Source organism: Variovorax sp. W1I1, assembly GCF_030815625.1.
Classification (GTDB): Bacteria; Pseudomonadota; Gammaproteobacteria; order Burkholderiales; family Burkholderiaceae_C; genus Variovorax; species Variovorax paradoxus_C.
In genome coordinates, this window is sequence record NZ_JAUSWZ010000001.1 from 6597580 (window position 1) to 6614399 (window position 16820).

Below are 16820 nucleotides of genomic sequence, written 5' to 3' on the forward strand. Positions count from 1 at the left end.
GTCTACAGCAAACGCTTGAGATAACGCCCCGTATGGCTCGCCTCGTTCGCGGCGATGTCCTCGGGCGTGCCTTCGCCCACCACCGTGCCGCCGCCGGCACCGCCTTCGGGGCCCATGTCGATGAGCCAGTCAGCCGTCTTGATGACGTCCAGGTTGTGCTCGATCACAACGATCGTGTTGCCCGCGTCGCGCAGCTGGTGCAGCACCTTCAGCAGCAGCTCGATGTCGGCGAAGTGCAGGCCGGTGGTCGGTTCGTCCAGGATGTAGAGCGTGCGGCCCGTGTCGCGCTTGCTCAGCTCGAGCGCAAGCTTCACGCGCTGCGCCTCGCCGCCCGAGAGCGTGGTGGCCGACTGGCCGAGCTTGATGTACGAGAGGCCCACGTCCAGCAGCGTGCGCAGCTTGCGCTCGATGGTCGGCACGGCCTTCAGGAACTCGTGCGCGGTCTCGACCGTCATCTCGAGGATCTGCGCGATGTTCTTGCCCTTGTACTGGACCTCGAGCGTTTCGCGGTTGTAGCGCTGACCGTGGCAGACCTCGCAAGGCACGTACACGTCGGGCAGGAAGTGCATCTCGACCTTCACCACGCCGTCGCCCTGGCAGGCCTCGCAGCGGCCGCCCGCCACGTTGAAGCTGAAGCGGCCCGGGCCGTAGCCGCGCTCGCGCGCGGTGTTGGTCTCGGCCATCAGCTCGCGGATCGGCGTGAAGAGGCCCGTGTAGGTGGCCGGGTTGCTGCGCGGCGTGCGGCCGATGGGGCTCTGGTCGACGTTGATGACCTTGTCGAAATACTCGATGCCCTCGACCGACTCGTGCTCGGCGGGCTCTTCGTGCGCGCGATACAGCGTGCGCGCGACGGCGGTGTAGAGCGTGTCGTTCACCAGCGTCGATTTGCCGGAGCCCGAGACGCCGGTCACGCACGTCAGCAGGCCGACCGGGAAGGCGACGCTCACGTTCTTGAGGTTGTTGCCGGTGGCGCCGACGACGCGGATTTCCTGCAGGTCGGTTTGCGAGGCGATGTGCGCCGCTTCGCGCGCGGCACGGCGTTCGGCCGCGGGGCTCTGCGGAAAGCGCGAAGGCTTCTTGCCTTCGTTGAAGGCCGGCTTCTTCACAGCGGGCAGCCACGCGGTGCGGTGCTTCGGCACCTCGATCTTCTTCGTGCCCGAGAGGTACTGGCCGGTGAGCGAGTCGGGGTTGGCCGACACCTCGGCGTAGGTGCCCTGCGCCATCACGCGCCCACCGTGCACGCCGGCGCCGGGGCCCATGTCGATCACGTGGTCGGCGGCGTGGATCATGTCCTCGTCGTGCTCGACCACGATCACGCTGTTGCCGATGTCGCGCAGGTGCTTGAGCGTGCCGATGAGCCGGTCGTTGTCGCGCTGGTGCAGGCCGATGCTGGGCTCGTCGAGCACGTACATCACGCCCGTGAGGCCCGAGCCGATCTGCGAGGCCAGGCGGATGCGCTGTGCCTCGCCGCCCGAGAGCGTCTCGGCGCTGCGGTCCAGGCTCAGGTAGTTCAGGCCCACGTCGTTGAGGAATTTCAGGCGCAGGCCGATCTCGCGCACCACCTTGTCGGCGATGTCGGCCTTGGCGCCGCGCAGCTTGAGTGTCTGGAACCAGGCGAGCGAATCGCGCAGCGTGAGGTGGCTCAGTTCGAAGATCGCCATGCGCGGCGGCTCGCCGCCGTCGGCCGGGCGCGCCGATTCATCGACCAGGAACACGTTGCGGGCTTCGCGTCGAAGGCGCGAACCGCCGCAGTCGGGGCAGGGCTGAAGGTTGCGAAAGCGCGCGAGGTCTTCGCGCACCATCACCGAATCGGTCTCGCGGTAGCGCCGCGTCATGTTGGGGATGATCCCCTCGAAGGGGTGCTTCTTCGTGAGCTTCTTGCCCGCGAAGTTGCCCGATTCCATGGTGTAGTTGAACTTGATCTCTTCAGCCGCCGAGCCGTTCAGCAGCACCTGCTGCACCGAGGCGGGCAGCGACTCGAAGGGCGCATCGACGTCGAACTTGTAGTGCTTCGCGACGCTCTCGATCATGCTGAAGTAATAGCCGTTGCGGCGGTCCCAGCCCTTGATGGCGCCGCTGGCGATCGAGAGCGACGGGAAGGCGACGACGCGCGCCGGGTCGAACACCTCGCGGTGACCGAGGCCGTCGCAGCTCGGGCACGCGCCCACGGGCGAGTTGAACGAGAAGAGGCGTGGCTCGAGCTCCGACAGCGAGTAGTGGCAGATCGGGCAGGCGAACTTGGCGTTGAACAGGTGTTCCTTGTCGGCCACCCCTTCAGCGCCCAGCTCGAGCGCAATCGCACGGCCTTCGGCCAGGCGCAGCGCGGCCTCGAAGCTCTCGGCCAGGCGCTGCTGCATGTCGGGTCGTGCGCGCAGGCGGTCGATGACGACGTCGATGTCGTGTTTCTCGGTCTTCTTGAGCTTGGGGAGGTCGTTGTATTCGTACGTCTGGCCGTCGACGCGGAAGCGCACGTAGCCGGCGGCCTGCATCTCGGCGAAGAGTTCGAGGAACTCGCCTTTCTTCTCGCGCGCCACGGGCGCCAGGATCAACAGGCGCGGCTCGTCGGGAATGGCGAGCGTGGCGTCCACCATCTGCGAGACCGTCTGAGCCTGCAGCGGCAGGTGGTGGTCGGGGCAGTAGGGCGTGCCGGCGCGGGCGAAGAGCAGGCGCAGGTAGTCGTGAATCTCGGTCACCGTGCCCACGGTGGAGCGCGGGTTGTGGCTGGTGGCCTTCTGCTCGATGCTGATCGCGGGCGACAGGCCTTCGATGACGTCCACGTCCGGCTTGTCCATCAACTGCAAAAACTGCCGCGCATAGGCCGACAGGCTCTCCACGTAACGCCGCTGCCCTTCGGCATACAGCGTGTCGAAGGCCAGGCTCGACTTGCCCGAGCCCGACAGGCCGGTGATCACCACCAGCTTGTTGCGCGGAATGTCCAGGTCGACGTTCTTCAGGTTGTGGGTGCGCGCACCGCGGATGCTGATGCGCTGCTGCGCCAGCACCGCGCCGAGGTAGGTGTCGCGTTCGAGTTGCGCGTCGCGTGCGCTTTCCTCTTGGGCGGCGAGTTCTTCAGTGGCTTTGGAATTCAAGGGGGCGATCGTCCGAGGGCAACCGGACATGATAGTCCGAGCAGCATTTCATGGCCAATGGACGGCTTCTGGCGCTTTCATGGCTGCTTCGCTGGCCGGCGTGTTCCGGGAGCCCGGCGGTGGCGCCCCGCCGGCCGGCATCGGGCACAATCCCCGGTTCTCTTTCTCCTCCTCCTTCATCTACTTATCAGGGGCAGTGCATATGGCATCGGTCAATAAAGTCATCGTCGTCGGCAATCTGGGGCGCGACCCCGAAATGCGTACCTTCCCGAGCGGCGACCAGGTCGCAAACGTCACAGTGGCCACCACCGATCGCTGGAAAGACAAGCAAAGCGGCGAAATGCGCGAAGCCACCGAATGGCACCGCATCGTCTTCAACGGCCGCCTGGCCGAAATCGCCGGCCAGTACCTGCGCAAGGGCTCGCAGGTGTATGTCGAAGGCTCGCTGCGCACGCGCAAGTGGACCGACAAGGACGGCATCGAGAAATACACCACCGAAATCCGCGCCGACCAGATGCAGATGCTGGGCAGCCGCCAGGGCCAGGGCGGCCCATCGGGCGGTCCGGAAGACGACGGCGGGTATTCGCAAGGCGGCGGCGGTGGTGGCGGCTACTCGCAGGGTGGCAATGGTGGTGGTGGTGGTGGTGGTGGTGGTGGCGGCGGCGGCGGGTACGCTCCCCGCGCTCCGGCTGCGGCACCCCGGGCACCCTCGGCTGCACCGCGCCAGGCACCGGCCAAGTCGTCGACGGGCTTCGACGACATGGACGACGACATCCCGTTCTGACCCGACCCTTCTCTCCCGTATGACCGAGGCTCCCTCATTGCTGCTTCGGTCATGCGTCTTGCCCGGCACCTCCTCGTCCCCGGCAACGCCTTGAACCCCGTCCCGCAGCCCGCACCCCGATGAACGTCCCCGTGGTGCGCGAGCTGCGTGCGTGGTTCTTCGAAGGCCTCTCGAAATACCGCGCCGCGCCCCTCTGGGCGAATGTGGTGCTGGTCGTCTCCCTCGCCCTCCTGGCGCTCATGATCGTCTTCTTCGGCGGTTCCTCCGCCGCGCCAGGCGTGCCAGCGACCCGGATCACCCACGCCGATTGGCAGGTCACCGAAGCGCCGGGCTTTCGCGAACCCTCGATCGTCATGGACAGCCGGGCCCTGCCCTACACCTGGCAGCCCATCGAGCTGCCTCTGTCCCTGCCCATCGCGCTGCTGCGCCAGGCCGACGACCGCTTCATCGCCAGCGCAACGCGCACCACGTGGCTGCGCGTGGCCGTGCACGACCTGCCCGTCACCACGGGACCGCTCGCGCTGTACGGCGTGCGCATCAAGACCGACGGCACCATCGCGGTGTATGCCGACGGCCGGCTGGTTCACCGCGACCAGGAAAACGGACCGCTGTGGAACAGCACCCGCACGCCGCTGTGGGTGGTGATCGAGAAAACGCCCGATGCCGTACCGCTGAAGGAAATCCTCATCCGCCTGGAGCACACGCGCAATGCGCAGGTGGCGGTGTCCTCGCTGTGGCTGGGCCCGGTCGATTCGCTGAAGGACCGCTACAACAAGCGCCTGTGGTTCCAGCAGGACCTGCCCGCCATGCTCGGCGCGGCCTTCATGGCGGTGGGCCTGTTCGCACTGTTCGTGTGGTTCCGGCGCCGGCACGAAACCGGCTACCTGCTTTTCTTCAACCTCGCGACCACTTCGTTCCTGCGAGGCCTGCATTTCTACGTGAGCCTGCCGGTGGCCAACGACTGGTTCGCATGGCTCACGGTCAACTCGCTGTTCTGGCTGGTCGCGGTGGTGCACTTTGCGCTGCGGCAATTGCATGGCCGCCCGCTCAAATGGCTGACCTGTGGCGTGGTCGGCTGGACCGCGCTGATCGGCGTGCTGACGCTGCCGGGCCTCGGCATCCTGACGAACACCCCACAGGTCACGCCGCTCATCTACATCGGCGCGGCCGCCATGGGCGGTGCCGTGGCGCTGGTGGGCGGCATCAGCGCCTGGCGCCGCTCGAACGAAGGCCGGCTGGTGGCCGTCGGCATCGGCGTGTGCGTGCTGCTGGGCCTGTCCGACTGGCTGCTGCAGAACAACTTCGCGAATCCGGAGGGCTGGTACCTGGGGTCCTACACCAACGCCGTGACCTTCGCCGTCTTCGGCACGCTGATGTACCGGCGCTACGTCAACGCCATCGCGGAGGTGGAGCGGGTCAACGCCAACCTGGCCGAGCGCCTGCAGGCGCGCGAGGCCGAGCTCGAACAGAGCCACCGCCGGCTGCGCGAGGTGGAAAAGCGCCAGACCATCAGCGACGAGCGCCAGCGGCTGATGCAGGACATGCACGACGGCCTGGGCTCATCGCTCATCAGCGCGATCCGTTCGGTGGAGAACGGGCGCCTCAGCGACGAGAAGGTGTCGCACATCCTCAGAAGCTGCCTGGACGACCTGAAGCTCACCATCGATTCGATGGAGCCGCTCGAGGAAGACCTGCTGCTCCTGCTGGCCACGCTGCGCTACCGCCTCGGTCCCCGGCTCGAGGGCTCCGGCGTCGCGCTGCGCTGGGAGGTGCAGGAGATACCGCCGCTCGACTGGCTCGACCCGACCAGCGCGCTGCACATCCTGCGCATCGTGCAGGAGAGCATCGCCAACATCCTGCGCCACACGCGCGCCACCGAAATCCGCGTGGGCACCGCGCCCGAGGCCGAGGGCGTGCGCGTGACCATCGAGGACAACGGCCAGGGCTTCGAGGTCGACAAGGCGATGGCCGAGGCCGGCGGGCGCGGCATGCAGAACCAGCTGCGCCGCGCGCAAGCCGTCGGCGGGGGCGTCAGCTGGCGCTCGGGGCCGACGGGCACGCTGTTCACGCTGTGGCTGCCGCTGCAGCGCAAGCCGCGGAAGGCTTGAAGCCCGCGCTCAGTCGGCGTCCGCGTGCCCTTGATGCTGCGGCAGGTTGTCGTTGATCGCGAACCACGGCGCCTTCGAGCCGACGAAGATGTGCGCGCTGGGTCGGATGGTTGGGTCGTCGACCAGCGTGCCCAGGGTGACGTGCACGAACATGCCCTCGCGCACCACCGAATACAGGAACGAGCCGCACTTGCCGCAGTGAATGTCGCCGGCGTCTTCTTCGCCGTGGATCAGCAGCGTGTCGGCGCCCTGCGTGATCGACAGCTTGTGCCGCTCGATGCCTGCAAAGGGCTTGAAGGCCGAGCCCGTCGCGCGCCGGCAGTCCGCGCAGTGGCAATTGAGGGCGTAGGTGAATTCGTCGGCCACCGCGTAGTGGACGGCCCCGCACAGGCACTTGCCGGCGAGCGTGCGGACGGTGGTTGTTCTGGGGCTTGTCACCGGCGTCTCTCGTAAGCGAAGGAGGCTTCAGCCCGCCAGGCCCACGTACACGTTCTGCACATCGTCGTTCGCGTCGATGGCGGCCAGGAAGACTTCGACTTCCTCCAGGTCCGCGGCGCTCAGGCTCGCCGGATCGACCGGGTTCTTCGGCTTGTAGCCGAGCTTGGCCGACAGCACCGTGAAGCCCTGCGCCGGCAGCGCGCGGCTCACGAGGTCCAGGTCGGTCGGGTCGGTGAGGAACACGGTGGCATTGCTTTCGCCGGCCGGCTCGAAGTCCTGCGCGCCGGCTTCGATGGCGGCGACCTCGGGGTCGGCCGTGGCGTTCGCGGGCTCGGCTTCGATCATGCCGACGTGGTCGAAATCCCATGACACCGAGCCCGAGGTGCCCAGTTGGCCCTTGCGGAACAGCACGCGCATTTCAGGCGCGGTGCGGTTCACGTTGTCGGTCAGGCACTCGACCATCACCGGCACGCGGTGCGGCGCGAAGCCCTCGTAGATCACATGCTCGAAATGCACCGCCTCGCCCGTGAGGCCCGCGCCCTTCTTGATGGCGCGGTCCAGCGTGTCCTTGGGCATCGAGACCTTGCGGGCCTGCTCCACCACCAGCCGCAGGCGCGAATTGGAGGCCGGGTCGGCGCCGTTGCGCGCCGCGATCATGATTTCCTTGGCCAGTTTTCCGAAGAGGCGGCCCTTGGCATTGGCGGCCAGGTCCTTGTGCTTTGCTTTCCACTGTGCGCCCATGGCGGTGTTCCTTCGATTCGGGGGAGCTACTGTAGCCGCAGCGCGCCGGGCCGCAGTTTTCTCCAAGTTTCGGGGGCGGGGCGTCGCTACGCTCGCGTCGTTTCCTCATCCATCGATACAGACGACACACCATGCCCTCCATCGAAACAAGACAACAGCAAACGGAAACCTTCCACCGACTCCACGCCGGCGCCGATCCTTTGGTGCTCGTGAACGCATGGGACGCGGTCAGCGCGCGAATCGTCGAGCGGGCCGGGGCGAAGGCCATCGCCACCACCAGCGCGGGCATCGCCTGGGCGCTCGGCTACCCGGACGGCGAGCGCGTGCCCGTCGATGAACTGCTCGCCGCCACCGCGCGGATCTGTCGTGTGAGCCGCGTGCCGGTCACGGTCGACATCGAACGCGGCTTCGGCGACACCACCGAGGCTGTGTGCGACCTGGTGCGCGCCTTCATCGACATGGGCGTGGCCGGCATCAACATCGAAGACGGCACGCTGCCCGGCACGCGGGAACTCGTGCCGCCGGAAATCCTTTGTGAGCGCGTCGCTGCGCTGCGCCAGCTGGATGCGCGCCTCTTCATCAACGCCCGCACCGACACCTACTTCGTCGCCAACGACGACCCCGCCGCGCGCTACCAGGACACGCTGCGGCGCGCCCGGCTCTACGCATCGGCCGGCGCCGACGGCATCTTCGTGCCGGGCATGTCGAAGCTGGAGGAAATCGCGAGCCTTGCTGCTGCGGTGCCCCTGCCGGTGAACGTCTACGCCGGCCACACCCAGGCACCGCCGGTCGCGGTGCTCGCCGGCGCTGGCGCGAGGCGCATCAGCCTGGGCTGCGGCCCGCTGCAGGCGGCGCTCGGGCTGCTCGGACGCATCGCCGCCGAGGCCTTCGACGGCAGCGACGCCGGCTTTCGCGCGATGGGCGCCGGGATGCTGTCCGCAGGCGAGATCAACGCCCTTTTTTCCGGCACGTCCTGAGAAAAAGGCTGCAGGAAGGCTTGGGGTACAGTGGCGACCCCTTGCCGCAGCCGACCCCTACCGACCCCCTCGTCCCGTACAGCATCCGCCTCGAATCGGTCACGCTGGTTCGCGGCGAACAGCGCGTTTTCGACGGGCTGACGCTCAGCCTCGACGAAGCGCGCATCGGCCTCGTCGGCGACAACGGCGCGGGCAAGAGCAGCCTGTTTCGCCTCATCAGCGGGCTCGACCAGCCGCAGCAAGGGCGCGTCGTGGTGCATGGCTGCGACACCCAAGGGACGCAGGCCGACCGCCGCCAGCTCTCGCAGCACGTGGGGCTGATGTTCCAGAACCCCGACGACCAGATCATCTTTCCGACCGTGGCCGAGGAGCTCGCGTTCAGCCTCACCGCGCGCGGCGAAACCCGGCAGGCGGCGCGCGAGCGGGTGCGCGAATTCCTGGCCGAACGCGGGCTCGCGGCGTGGGCCGGGCGCGCCATCGGCGAACTGAGCCAGGGGCAGCGGCAGCAGGTGTGTTTGCTCGCGCTGCAGATCGGGAAGCCCGCCACGCTGCTCCTCGACGAACCTTTTGCAAGCCTCGACCTCTTGAGCCAGGCGCGGCTCGCGGCGCAACTCGAAGCCACCGGCCAGCAGATCGTCGTCTCCACGCACCTGCTCGAGCATGTGTACGACTTCGAGCGCGTGCTGTGGCTCGAACAGGGCCGGGTGCGCGCCGATGGCCCGGGCCGCGAAGTCTGCGAGGCCTATGCCGAGAACGTGCGCCAGCGCGCCGATGCCGAGCGGGGCGCCGCCCGTGCGTAGCCTCTACTCGTCGCATCCGACCTGGATGCATGCGCTGCCGGCGTGGGTCAAGCTCGCGGTGCTTTCGGTGTGCGGCACGCTGCTGGTGCTGGTCGAGCGGCCGGTTCACTTGGGCATCGCGTGCATCGTGGTGCTGCTGCTTTTCGCATCGCTCGGCCGCACGGCGTGGCTGCGCGTGCGGATGCTGGTGGGCATCGCGATCGGCTGCGCGCTGATCGTCGGCTTTCACTGGTTCCTGGGCACGACTGTGCTCGGCGTGGCGAGCGCGCTGCGGCTCGCGAGCGCGGCCGTGCTCGCGCTGATGCTGACGCTCACCACGCGCTTCGAAGACCTGCTGGCGGTGCTCGAAACCCTGATGCAGCCGCTGCAGCGTTTCGGCGTGCCGACCGAGCGGATCGCGCTCGGCATCGGCCTGATGCTGCGCTTTGCCGAGAACTTCTATGTGCAGTGGCAGCGCCTGGACGACGCCTACCGCGCCCGCGCCGGGCATGGCGGCGGGCTGCGGCTGCTGGCGCCGCTGACCATCCGCACGCTGCAGACCGCCGAGCGCGTGGCCGATGCGCTGGCCGCGCGGTTGGGCCGCTAGCCGCACGTGCGGCGCAGAATCCGACGAACACCCCCTCTCCGAATCGCGTCATGACCACCACCGGCTCCATCACCTCGTCCCGCTCGCTCTCGTACATCGCGCTGTTCGCCGCGCTGATGGCGGTGTTCGGCCTGATTCCCAAGGTCGACCTGCCGTTCGGCGTGCCGATCACGCTGCAGTCGCTGGGCGTGATGCTGGCCGGCTGCCTGCTGGGGCCGCGGCGCGGCTTCTTCGCGATTGCGCTGTTCCTGCTGGCGGTGGCGCTCGGGCTGCCGCTGCTGCCGGGCGGGCGCGGCGGGCTGGCGGTGTTCGTCGCGCCGGCCGGCGGCTTCCTGTTCGGCTGGATGTTCGGCGCCTTTGCTTGCGGGCTGCTGATGCGCCGCATGGCCGGCGCGACCGGCAAGGGGCTGCTGGCCGCCGCGTTCCTGTCGTCGGTGGTCGGCGGGATCGTCGTGGTCTATGCCTTCGGCATCGTCGGGCTCTCGCTGATCGCCCACATGTCGCTCACGCAGGCGGCGCTGGCGATGCTGGTGTTCATTCCCGGCGACCTCATCAAGTGCGGCATCTGCGCGATGCTCGTGCAGACGGTGATGCGCGGCATGCCGAGCTGGCGGCTCGACCGCGACTGATCTTCAGGCGCCGCGCCGCTTGAACACGGTGCGCGAGAGGTAGTCCTTGCGCGGGCCCTTCACCAGGTGCTCGATGACGAATGAGCCGTCCGTGCGGAACCGGTAGACGCTGTCGTACTGGTCGGCAACGCAGAGGTGGCCGGCCGATCCGACGAGCTCGTCGCCTTCGCGCACGATTGCGATTTCGTGGAAGAGCCGCAACGGCGTCTCGGCGAAATACACCGAGAAGCCATCGGTGATGCCTTCGAAGACGTACTCGCGGTGCCCGTCGAACGACTGTCCGTCTGGCAACTGGATACGGCCTTCCTCGCGGTATTTCAGCCAGGCACCGTGATGCCGCATGAACCGGGCGGTTCCGCGCATGGTGGCCTTGCCCTCGATGGTGCGGTCCAGGTCCCACGTGCCTTCGAGCCGGTCGAAGACCGTGTCCGGCGTGCCCCAGGCGAGGGGCGGGAGAGGCGTCGTTTCCATGTCCCGAACTCTAAGCCAGCCCGAGTTCCCTGACCTTTGAGCATTGATTGTTTCCGTTCTGTGAACGCCGCGGTTCCTTTTGCTAAGGGTTTTTACGTAGATGGCGTCGCACAATACATCCACAGACCGGCCCCCAAGCCGATCTGGGTGAACAGGGCCCCGAGCGAGGTGGCCGCCCCCCGGAGGGACGGTGACCCACCCAAGACCGGTTCGAAATCATCCGAAGCAAAAACTGAACTGAATTGAAGGAAATCCAAATGACCGCCTCGAAGATCCTCTCCGCCGTTGCTGTTGCCCTGATGGCTGTTGCCGGTGCCGCCCACGCCGAAAGCTATGACGGCGTCCACCAACTGACCTCGGCTGCCTCCCGCGCCGATGTCGCCAGCCAGGCCGTGGTTGCCGCGCACAGCGCCAACCCGTACGCCACCGGTGCCAACGCAGGCCCTGCGCAAGTGTTCGTGTCGTCGACCAGCCGCGCTGCCGTCCGTTCGGAAGCCGTTGCCGCCGCACACAGCGCTGATCCGTACGCCGAAGGCGCATCGGCTGGCGTGGCCCCGCTGGTCGCCAGCACCGTGGACCGCAACGCCGTTCGCGCCGCAGCCCGCGCTGCCGCTCGTGGCGACGCGCTGCCGCTGTAATCCTCCGAGAGCGTCAGCTCTTGTCGAAGCCGGCCCTGCGAAAGCAGGGGCCGGCTTTTTCTTGTCGTCTCGTTTCGCACGCCCGAGTCAGCGCGCGGGCAGCAGCCGCAGGCCGGCGACGACGAAGGGCGCGCTGTCCGGCGCGGCCGCTTCGTGCAGCGTGACGAACCACTGCGCCGGCGCGTCGTCGGGAGCGGGGCGCGCGCAAAGCTCGCACGCATAGAGCACCCGGCCGGCGCGGGTCATGTCGTCTCGCAGGGCAACCACCTCGTCGCGGCATTCGTCCATCACGCTCCAGCGGCCGTCGGCTTCGCTGCGGATCGACCGCCGCATCAGCCGCACGGCGATGCGCTCCGGCGCCACCGTGCGCTCGCCTGCATGCGCGTCGGGCACGGTTGCCAGCAGACGCACGTCGAGCGGCTCGCCGACGCGAAAGCCTTCCCCGCGCTCCAGCGACATGCCGCTCAAGGCCACGCGCACACGGCGCCGCTCGCGCAAGGTCGTGGCGGCGAAGACGACGGTCAGCACCGAGAACATCGCGAACACCGGCAAGCCGACCACCATCCAGAGCCATTGCCAACCGCCGGCCAGCGCCCAGGTCATTGCCCTGACGCCGAAGACCGCGAAGAAGGCCAGCACCGCGAGCGCGACGAACCAGGCCACCCAGTCGCCGATGGATCTGCGCACGCGTTCCGTGGCTTGCGGTGCATCGGAGGTCCATTCGGCAGGGAGCGTTTCATCGACCGGTGGCAAGTCGGCTGATCGTCGATCGGGTGGATCGGGCCATGGCGTCCAGAAATCTTCCGCCGTGTTCTCCAGCGCGATCCATTGGAGATCCGTCCAGGCCGGCAGGTAGGCCGTGGCGGTTTCCTCGCCTTCCACCCGCAGCGTGGTGCCTGTCGCGCCATCGGGCGCCGCCTCCTCGAAGCCGCGCGGGTACACGCCGGGCGCCCGGTGCATCCGCCGCGCCTGCAGGTCGACGATCAGCGTGTCGCCGCCGGCCTCCACCGCCTGGTAGCGGCCGTCGGGCGAGACATACCCGTAGCCCGGCGTGTGTCCGGAAAGATGGGCGATGCGTGCGACGGACGGATGAAGGCGGGCCATGGAAGAGGCGACGAGCATAGCCATGCGTCCGGCGTTCCATGTGGCCCCATGCCGGTGCGCCACTAGGCCGAAAGTTCGCGTGGGCCGGCCGTGCGGCGGGCGGCCACTGGGCCAAAAGGCGCATTGCCTTGCCGCAGCGCATCAATCATGATGGCGGCGCGGAAGGGATGGCCTCCCGACCTCATGCTTTCGCATTACTGCGCCACTGTGGTGCGGACACGCGAAAATACGACGACGTTTCCGCCAGGAAAAATGAAAGCATGACCCGTCGCCCGTGATGCGACAACCCAACACGCATGGCTCTAACTCTTGCCCCTGAAGATACGCGCGGACGCATTCACGACCTTGTGTGGTGCGGCTTCTATCCCGATGCCGATGTCGAGTGGATGATCACCGACGAGTATCTGGACCCCGACGAGCTCACGAGCGAAGACAGGGCCTGGGTCAAGGCCGAGGTGGCCAGCATCTGCGCCGCCAAGCACGCAGCCGAGGCCCAGTGGCCGGCAGAGACCGAGTACGACCGGCTCGAAGCCATGTTCGCCCAGCTGCGCAGCGAGAAGATCATTGCCCTGCATCGCGCCGGCAACACCCTCTCCGACGGCCACGACGACGTGCGCGAGCACTGGCGCGCGGCCGGGCGGCTGGCCTCGGGCATCCGGGGCTGCTGCTTCTATCACTCGCAGGACCTCGATACGGCGGTGCGCACCGGCCGGCTGCACCTGGCGTTCAGCGGCGGGATGATTCCCGAGATCGAGCAGCGCGAGGCCAACACCGTGGTGATCGGCCACCGCATCATCGAACTGCTGCGCGCGGCCGGCTTCCAGGCGAACTGGAGCGGCAACATCAACGAGCGTATCGAGGCCGACCTCGGCCAATGGCGCAAGCGAGGCCCGTCGGTGTGAGCGTGCGGGCCTGGCAGCCGCCGCGCCGCATCGACGCCATCGATTTCTGGCTGCGCTCCCGGCTGCTGGCCGGCGCCCACGCGCTGCGCGAGGCGCTGCGGCCTTCGGCGCGGCGCTGGCACGGCGATGCCCATGCATTGGCCGATGCGCCGGTGCTCGCGCAGTACCGAACCCCGCTCTGGTCCGACGGACGCGCGGACGAATTTCCCCTCGTGGCCGGCAAGGTGCAGAACCTGCGCGTGGCGCGCCGCGCCTTCGATGCCATCGAGGTGCCCGCCGGGGAGGTGCTGAGTTTCTGGCGCCAGCTGGGCCGGCCGAGCGCCTCGCGCGGCTTCGTGCAGGGTCGCGAACTGCGCGGCGGCTGCGTGGTGCCGACGCTGGCCGGGGGCCTGTGCCAACTCTCGAATGCGCTCGCCACCGTGGCGGCCCGCGCCGGGCTCGAACTGGTGGAGCGCCACGGACACACCGCGCGCATCGAACAGGCCGCCGATGCGGCGGGCGATGCCGTGGACGCGACGGTGTTCTGGAACTACGTCGATCTGAAGGTACGCGCGAAGCATGCGTGGCGGCTCGAAGTCGAGCTGACTTCCGATGAGCTGGTGCTGCGCATCCGCGCGCGCTCGCCGATCGCGATGCCGGCGGTGCCGATGGCGCTGCGGCGGGCGAGCGAAGAGGGCGCCAGCGCTGCGTTGCCGCTGGCACGCGGCTGTCTGAGCTGCGACCAGACGGCCTGCTTCCGGCACCGCCTGCTCCCTGCTGTGGCGCAGCAAGGACGCACGGCCGTCCTGCTCGACGCGTGGACGCCCGAGTTCGCGCGCTATCTCGCCGCACACCAGACCGGCGCCGACCGCATGCAGCCGGTGCCGCTGCGGCTCGCGTTCTGGCGCGCCGGGCCGGCCACGGGCCGGCACCGGGAAGCCGTCGCGGATGGCGCCGCATCCGTCCAGTCGCCGTGGTGGGCCAGCCTGCGCCGCACCGTGTGGCAGCGGCTCTGGGCGCGGCATGCGGGTCGGCGGCAGGGCAGCCTGATCGACGGACAACGCTGGCTCGCGCTCGCCTTCGCCACGCGCCTGAAGCCCGAGCACACGCAACTCGTGATCGACCAGGCGCTGTTGCCGCATCTGCAGCAACTCGGCGCGCTCGACGGTCGCCGCGTCACGGTGCTGGCCAGCGCCTTGCCGATGGCGGAGATCGAACGCCGGCTCGATGCGGCCGCGCAGCGCTGGCCCGGTGACGCCACGCTGCGCGACTTTCGCGCGGATGCCGCGCTCGTGCAGGCCGAAGCCGCGGCGTTTTCGCGGGTTGCAGCGGTGGTCACGCCGCATGCCGAAGCCGCAACGCATCTGGCCGCGATGGCGCCGCGGGCGGCATCGTTGCGGCTCGATTGGGTGCTGCCTGCCGCTCGCGACATCGATGCCGCCCGCGATGCGCCGCCGTTGATCGTTTTCGCCGCAAGCGCGCTCGCGCGAAAGGGTGCGCGCGAACTGGCCGCGGCGCTGCAAGGCTGGCCGTGCCGCCTGCGCGTGCTCGGATCGCCCTCGGACGATGCCCAGCTCTGGCGCGGCATCGGCAGCGTCGAGCACATGCACTGGCGGGGCGACGGGTTGAACGGCGCTTGCGTGGTCGTGCTGCCCGCGCACATCGAGCACGCACCGCGCGCGCTGCTGCGCGCCCTGGCGGCCAGCATGCCGGTCGTGGCATCGAGCGCCTGCGGCCTCGCCGGACTGCCCGGCGTGCGTGAAGTGGCAGCGGGCGATGTGGAGGGTCTGCGTGCGGCATTGAAGAACGCCTGCAACGCGGACGACGGCAAAAACAAGAACGACGAAAGCGCTTCATGACCATCGATCTCCAGACGCTCAAGTGCGGCGAATGCGGCAGCAGCGTGCTCAAGCGCACTGGCCTCAACGAATACACCTGCGATCACTGCGGCTCGGTCACGCTGGTGGAAGACAAGGTCTCGGACCGGCTCGAGCGCGTGCTGGACCAGGTCAAGAACGAGGCGGGCCGGCGGCTCGCGGCCGAAGAGGCGCTGCGGCAGAAGCTGATGCTGCGCAAGGTCGGCATCGGCATCGCCGTCGTTTTGGCAGTGGTGCTGGTGGCGCGCGTCGCCGAGCTGCTGATCGCGTCGCGCCAGCCCGCCGGGACGCAGCAGCCCGTGGTGGCCGCGTTCGTCGACCGCACCATCCCGGTGGACGGCCTGAAGCTCGGCGAGCCGCGGCAGGTGCTGCTGGGAAGCGGCAGTTCGGCGCAACCCAAGCTGCTGGTGGTGGCGCGCAACGAGACCGGCAAGCCGCTGTCGCGCGCGGGCATCCGGGCGACGTATTACGACGGCGACAGCAAGGTGGACGAGCGCACCGAGACGCTGCCGATCTTCGTGCTGGAGCCGGGCGAAAGTGCGCCCGCGCTGATCGACATGCCGAACGGAAAGAACGTCACGCGGCAAGAACTGCAGGTGCAGAAGCTCGCCGAGCCCTACACCGCGACCGAGGGGCCGCGCATGACCTTCTCGCGCGTGCGGCTGGTGCAGCAGGGCGAGCGCGTGCGGCTGGTCGGCCGCATCGACAACACGCGCAAGGACGCGGCCATCGTCGGCGGCATCGACGTGCTGGCCACGCTGTACGACGACGCTGGACAGGTGATCGGCTTCGGCCACGGCTATGCGCAGGCGAGCGAGCTCAAGCCCGGCGGGCAGACCTCGGTGGACGTGAGCGTCGCCCGCTTCGGCCGCGGGGCTGCGATCGCGGCCTGGGACTACCGCATCGGCTACAACATCGTCGATGCCTCGGGCTCGCGCACGCCGGTGCGGAGCGCCGACCGGGTGATCCGCACCGCGGCCGGACCGGAGAGCTTCAATCCCGACCTGCGCCTGGGTACGGAAGACCTGCTGGCCGAGGACAGCGAGCGCTTCGATCCGAAGGACCTCGAGCTGCTGCCGCTGGTCGATGGGCGCAACAACATCCAGCAGCGGCTCTTTCTGGGCGAGCTGGTGAACCACAGCACCGATGCGATCGTGCTCGCGCCGGGCGGCGTGATCTCGCGCTTCAGCGGGAGCAAGGCGCATGGCACGACGAACATCACGGGCCTCGCGTACCTCTATCCGGGCGAGCGCTTCCCGATCTTCCTGGAGCCGGAGGACATGGAGCGATTCACCTCGACCCGCATCGAATGGAAGCCGATGCGCCGCGCCGCATTGCCGGGCCCGCGCAAGCCGCTCGAAGTGAAGGTGACAGGTACCAAGGCAGAGCTCGGCAGCGTGCTGCTCAACTTCAGCCAGCGCTTCACCTACAAGAGCGTGGAGGTCACGGGCAGCGTGAAGAACCCGGGCAACGCCATCATCGGCAAGGTGCGGCTGTGGGTGAGCCTGCGCGACCGCAACGGGCAGCTCACCGGCTTCAAGCTGGTCGACAACCTGCCGGCCATCGCGCCGGGCGAAAGCGTGCCGTTCCAGGTGGACATCACGCAGAACGGCCGGGACTTTGCAAGCGTTTCGACGCTATATCAAACCGAATAGCCCCTGCCGGGGCGGCGTTGGACGGATCGCGCCATGATGGCG

The 16820-nt window shown here is 68.5% G+C and carries 15 protein-coding genes; 10 read left to right on the forward strand and 5 right to left on the reverse strand.

The features are described from left to right. Nucleotides 1-2: 2 nt before the first annotated feature. Nucleotides 3-3119 carry an excinuclease ABC subunit UvrA gene (gene uvrA, locus QFZ83_RS30745; RefSeq protein ID WP_307512141.1) on the reverse strand — a complete coding sequence of 1039 codons (3117 nt, stop codon included), beginning with the start codon at nt 3117-3119 and terminating at the stop codon, nt 3-5. A gap of 172 nt (nt 3120-3291) precedes the next feature. On the opposite strand from uvrA, the gene ssb reads away from it, so the two are divergent. Together ssb and QFZ83_RS30755 are read left to right on the forward strand one after the other, a co-directional pair. Beyond that, complete coding sequence (ssb, locus tag QFZ83_RS30750; protein WP_307512143.1) at nt 3292-3873, forward strand: single-stranded DNA-binding protein; 582 nt, start codon at nt 3292-3294, stop codon at nt 3871-3873. Between the two features lie 119 nt (nt 3874-3992). Further along, entirely contained in the window at nt 3993-5981 is a 1989-nt protein-coding gene (locus QFZ83_RS30755) for an ATP-binding protein (protein WP_373457519.1), read from the forward strand. Between the two features lie 9 nt (nt 5982-5990). On the opposite strand, the gene QFZ83_RS30760 is transcribed toward QFZ83_RS30755, so the two are convergent. Both QFZ83_RS30760 and QFZ83_RS30765 read right to left on the reverse strand, forming a co-directional pair. Then, nucleotides 5991-6419 (reverse strand): GFA family protein, encoded by a 429-nt coding sequence (locus QFZ83_RS30760; protein ID WP_307512145.1) that lies wholly within the window; start codon nt 6417-6419, stop codon nt 5991-5993. Nucleotides 6420-6446: 27 nt separating this feature from the next. After that, nucleotides 6447-7160, reverse strand: a complete 714-nt coding sequence (locus QFZ83_RS30765; RefSeq protein ID WP_307512147.1) for a YebC/PmpR family DNA-binding transcriptional regulator — start codon at nt 7158-7160, stop codon at nt 6447-6449. A gap of 131 nt (nt 7161-7291) precedes the next feature. Here QFZ83_RS30765 and QFZ83_RS30770 point away from each other — a divergent pair, with 131 nt between their 5' ends. The 4 genes from QFZ83_RS30770 to QFZ83_RS30785 are packed head-to-tail and all read left to right on the forward strand — an operon-like array spanning nt 7292 to nt 10152. Continuing rightward, nucleotides 7292-8137 (forward strand): isocitrate lyase/phosphoenolpyruvate mutase family protein, encoded by an 846-nt coding sequence (locus QFZ83_RS30770; protein ID WP_307512149.1) that lies wholly within the window; start codon nt 7292-7294, stop codon nt 8135-8137. 41 nt (nt 8138-8178) lie between these two features. Further along, nucleotides 8179-8937 (forward strand): energy-coupling factor ABC transporter ATP-binding protein, encoded by a 759-nt coding sequence (locus QFZ83_RS30775; RefSeq protein WP_307512151.1) that lies wholly within the window; start codon nt 8179-8181, stop codon nt 8935-8937. Further along, the gene (locus tag QFZ83_RS30780; RefSeq protein WP_307512152.1) at nt 8930-9523 is read left to right on the forward strand and encodes an energy-coupling factor transporter transmembrane protein EcfT; all 594 of its coding nucleotides are present in this window, start codon (nt 8930-8932) and stop codon (nt 9521-9523) included. Before QFZ83_RS30775 ends, QFZ83_RS30780 begins: the two co-directional genes overlap by 8 nt. A gap of 50 nt (nt 9524-9573) precedes the next feature. Then, entirely contained in the window at nt 9574-10152 is a 579-nt protein-coding gene (locus tag QFZ83_RS30785; protein WP_013538873.1) for a biotin transporter BioY, read from the forward strand. A 3-nt stretch (nt 10153-10155) separates the two neighbouring features. On the opposite strand, the gene QFZ83_RS30790 is transcribed toward QFZ83_RS30785, so the two are convergent. After that, nucleotides 10156-10623, reverse strand: coding sequence for a DUF6314 family protein (locus QFZ83_RS30790; protein ID WP_307512153.1), 468 nt, complete (start codon nt 10621-10623; stop codon nt 10156-10158). Between the two features lie 257 nt (nt 10624-10880). Here QFZ83_RS30790 and QFZ83_RS30795 point away from each other — a divergent pair, with 257 nt between their 5' ends. Further along, entirely contained in the window at nt 10881-11261 is a 381-nt protein-coding gene (locus QFZ83_RS30795; RefSeq protein WP_013538875.1) for a hypothetical protein, read from the forward strand. 87 nt (nt 11262-11348) lie between these two features. Here the strand turns inward: QFZ83_RS30795 and QFZ83_RS30800 are convergent, their stop codons facing one another. Beyond that, nucleotides 11349-12389, reverse strand: coding sequence for a hypothetical protein (locus QFZ83_RS30800; protein WP_306881100.1), 1041 nt, complete (start codon nt 12387-12389; stop codon nt 11349-11351). A gap of 272 nt (nt 12390-12661) precedes the next feature. Here QFZ83_RS30800 and QFZ83_RS30805 point away from each other — a divergent pair, with 272 nt between their 5' ends. From QFZ83_RS30805 to QFZ83_RS30815, 3 genes are read left to right on the forward strand one after another with little or no spacing between them, the layout of a single operon-like run. After that, nucleotides 12662-13267 (forward strand): hypothetical protein, encoded by a 606-nt coding sequence (locus QFZ83_RS30805; protein ID WP_306881101.1) that lies wholly within the window; start codon nt 12662-12664, stop codon nt 13265-13267. Continuing rightward, complete coding sequence (locus QFZ83_RS30810; RefSeq protein ID WP_307512155.1) at nt 13264-15105, forward strand: VanW family protein; 1842 nt, start codon at nt 13264-13266, stop codon at nt 15103-15105. Before QFZ83_RS30805 ends, QFZ83_RS30810 begins: the two co-directional genes overlap by 4 nt. Further along, nucleotides 15102-16778: an FxLYD domain-containing protein gene (locus QFZ83_RS30815; RefSeq protein ID WP_306881103.1), complete on the forward strand. Its 1677-nt coding sequence runs from the start codon at nt 15102-15104 to the stop codon at nt 16776-16778. The genes QFZ83_RS30810 and QFZ83_RS30815 overlap by 4 nt, the downstream gene beginning before the upstream one ends. Nucleotides 16779-16820 lie beyond the last annotated feature (42 nt).

Coding starts and splice junctions, on each gene's coding strand:
- QFZ83_RS30805 (WP_306881101.1), top strand. CDS start 12,662: ATGGCTCTAACTCTTGCCCCTGAAGATACGCGCGGACGCATTCACGAC.
- QFZ83_RS30790 (WP_307512153.1), bottom strand. CDS start 10,623: ATGGAAACGACGCCTCTCCCGCCCCTCGCCTGGGGCACGCCGGACACG.
- QFZ83_RS30785 (WP_013538873.1), top strand. CDS start 9,574: ATGACCACCACCGGCTCCATCACCTCGTCCCGCTCGCTCTCGTACATC.
- QFZ83_RS30765 (WP_307512147.1), bottom strand. CDS start 7,160: ATGGGCGCACAGTGGAAAGCAAAGCACAAGGACCTGGCCGCCAATGCC.
- QFZ83_RS30800 (WP_306881100.1), bottom strand. CDS start 12,389: ATGGCTATGCTCGTCGCCTCTTCCATGGCCCGCCTTCATCCGTCCGTC.
- QFZ83_RS30770 (WP_307512149.1), top strand. CDS start 7,292: ATGCCCTCCATCGAAACAAGACAACAGCAAACGGAAACCTTCCACCGA.
- QFZ83_RS30755 (WP_373457519.1), top strand. CDS start 3,993: ATGAACGTCCCCGTGGTGCGCGAGCTGCGTGCGTGGTTCTTCGAAGGC.
- QFZ83_RS30815 (WP_306881103.1), top strand. CDS start 15,102: ATGACCATCGATCTCCAGACGCTCAAGTGCGGCGAATGCGGCAGCAGC.
- QFZ83_RS30795 (WP_013538875.1), top strand. CDS start 10,881: ATGACCGCCTCGAAGATCCTCTCCGCCGTTGCTGTTGCCCTGATGGCT.
- uvrA (WP_307512141.1), bottom strand. CDS start 3,119: ATGTCCGGTTGCCCTCGGACGATCGCCCCCTTGAATTCCAAAGCCACT.
- ssb (WP_307512143.1), top strand. CDS start 3,292: ATGGCATCGGTCAATAAAGTCATCGTCGTCGGCAATCTGGGGCGCGAC.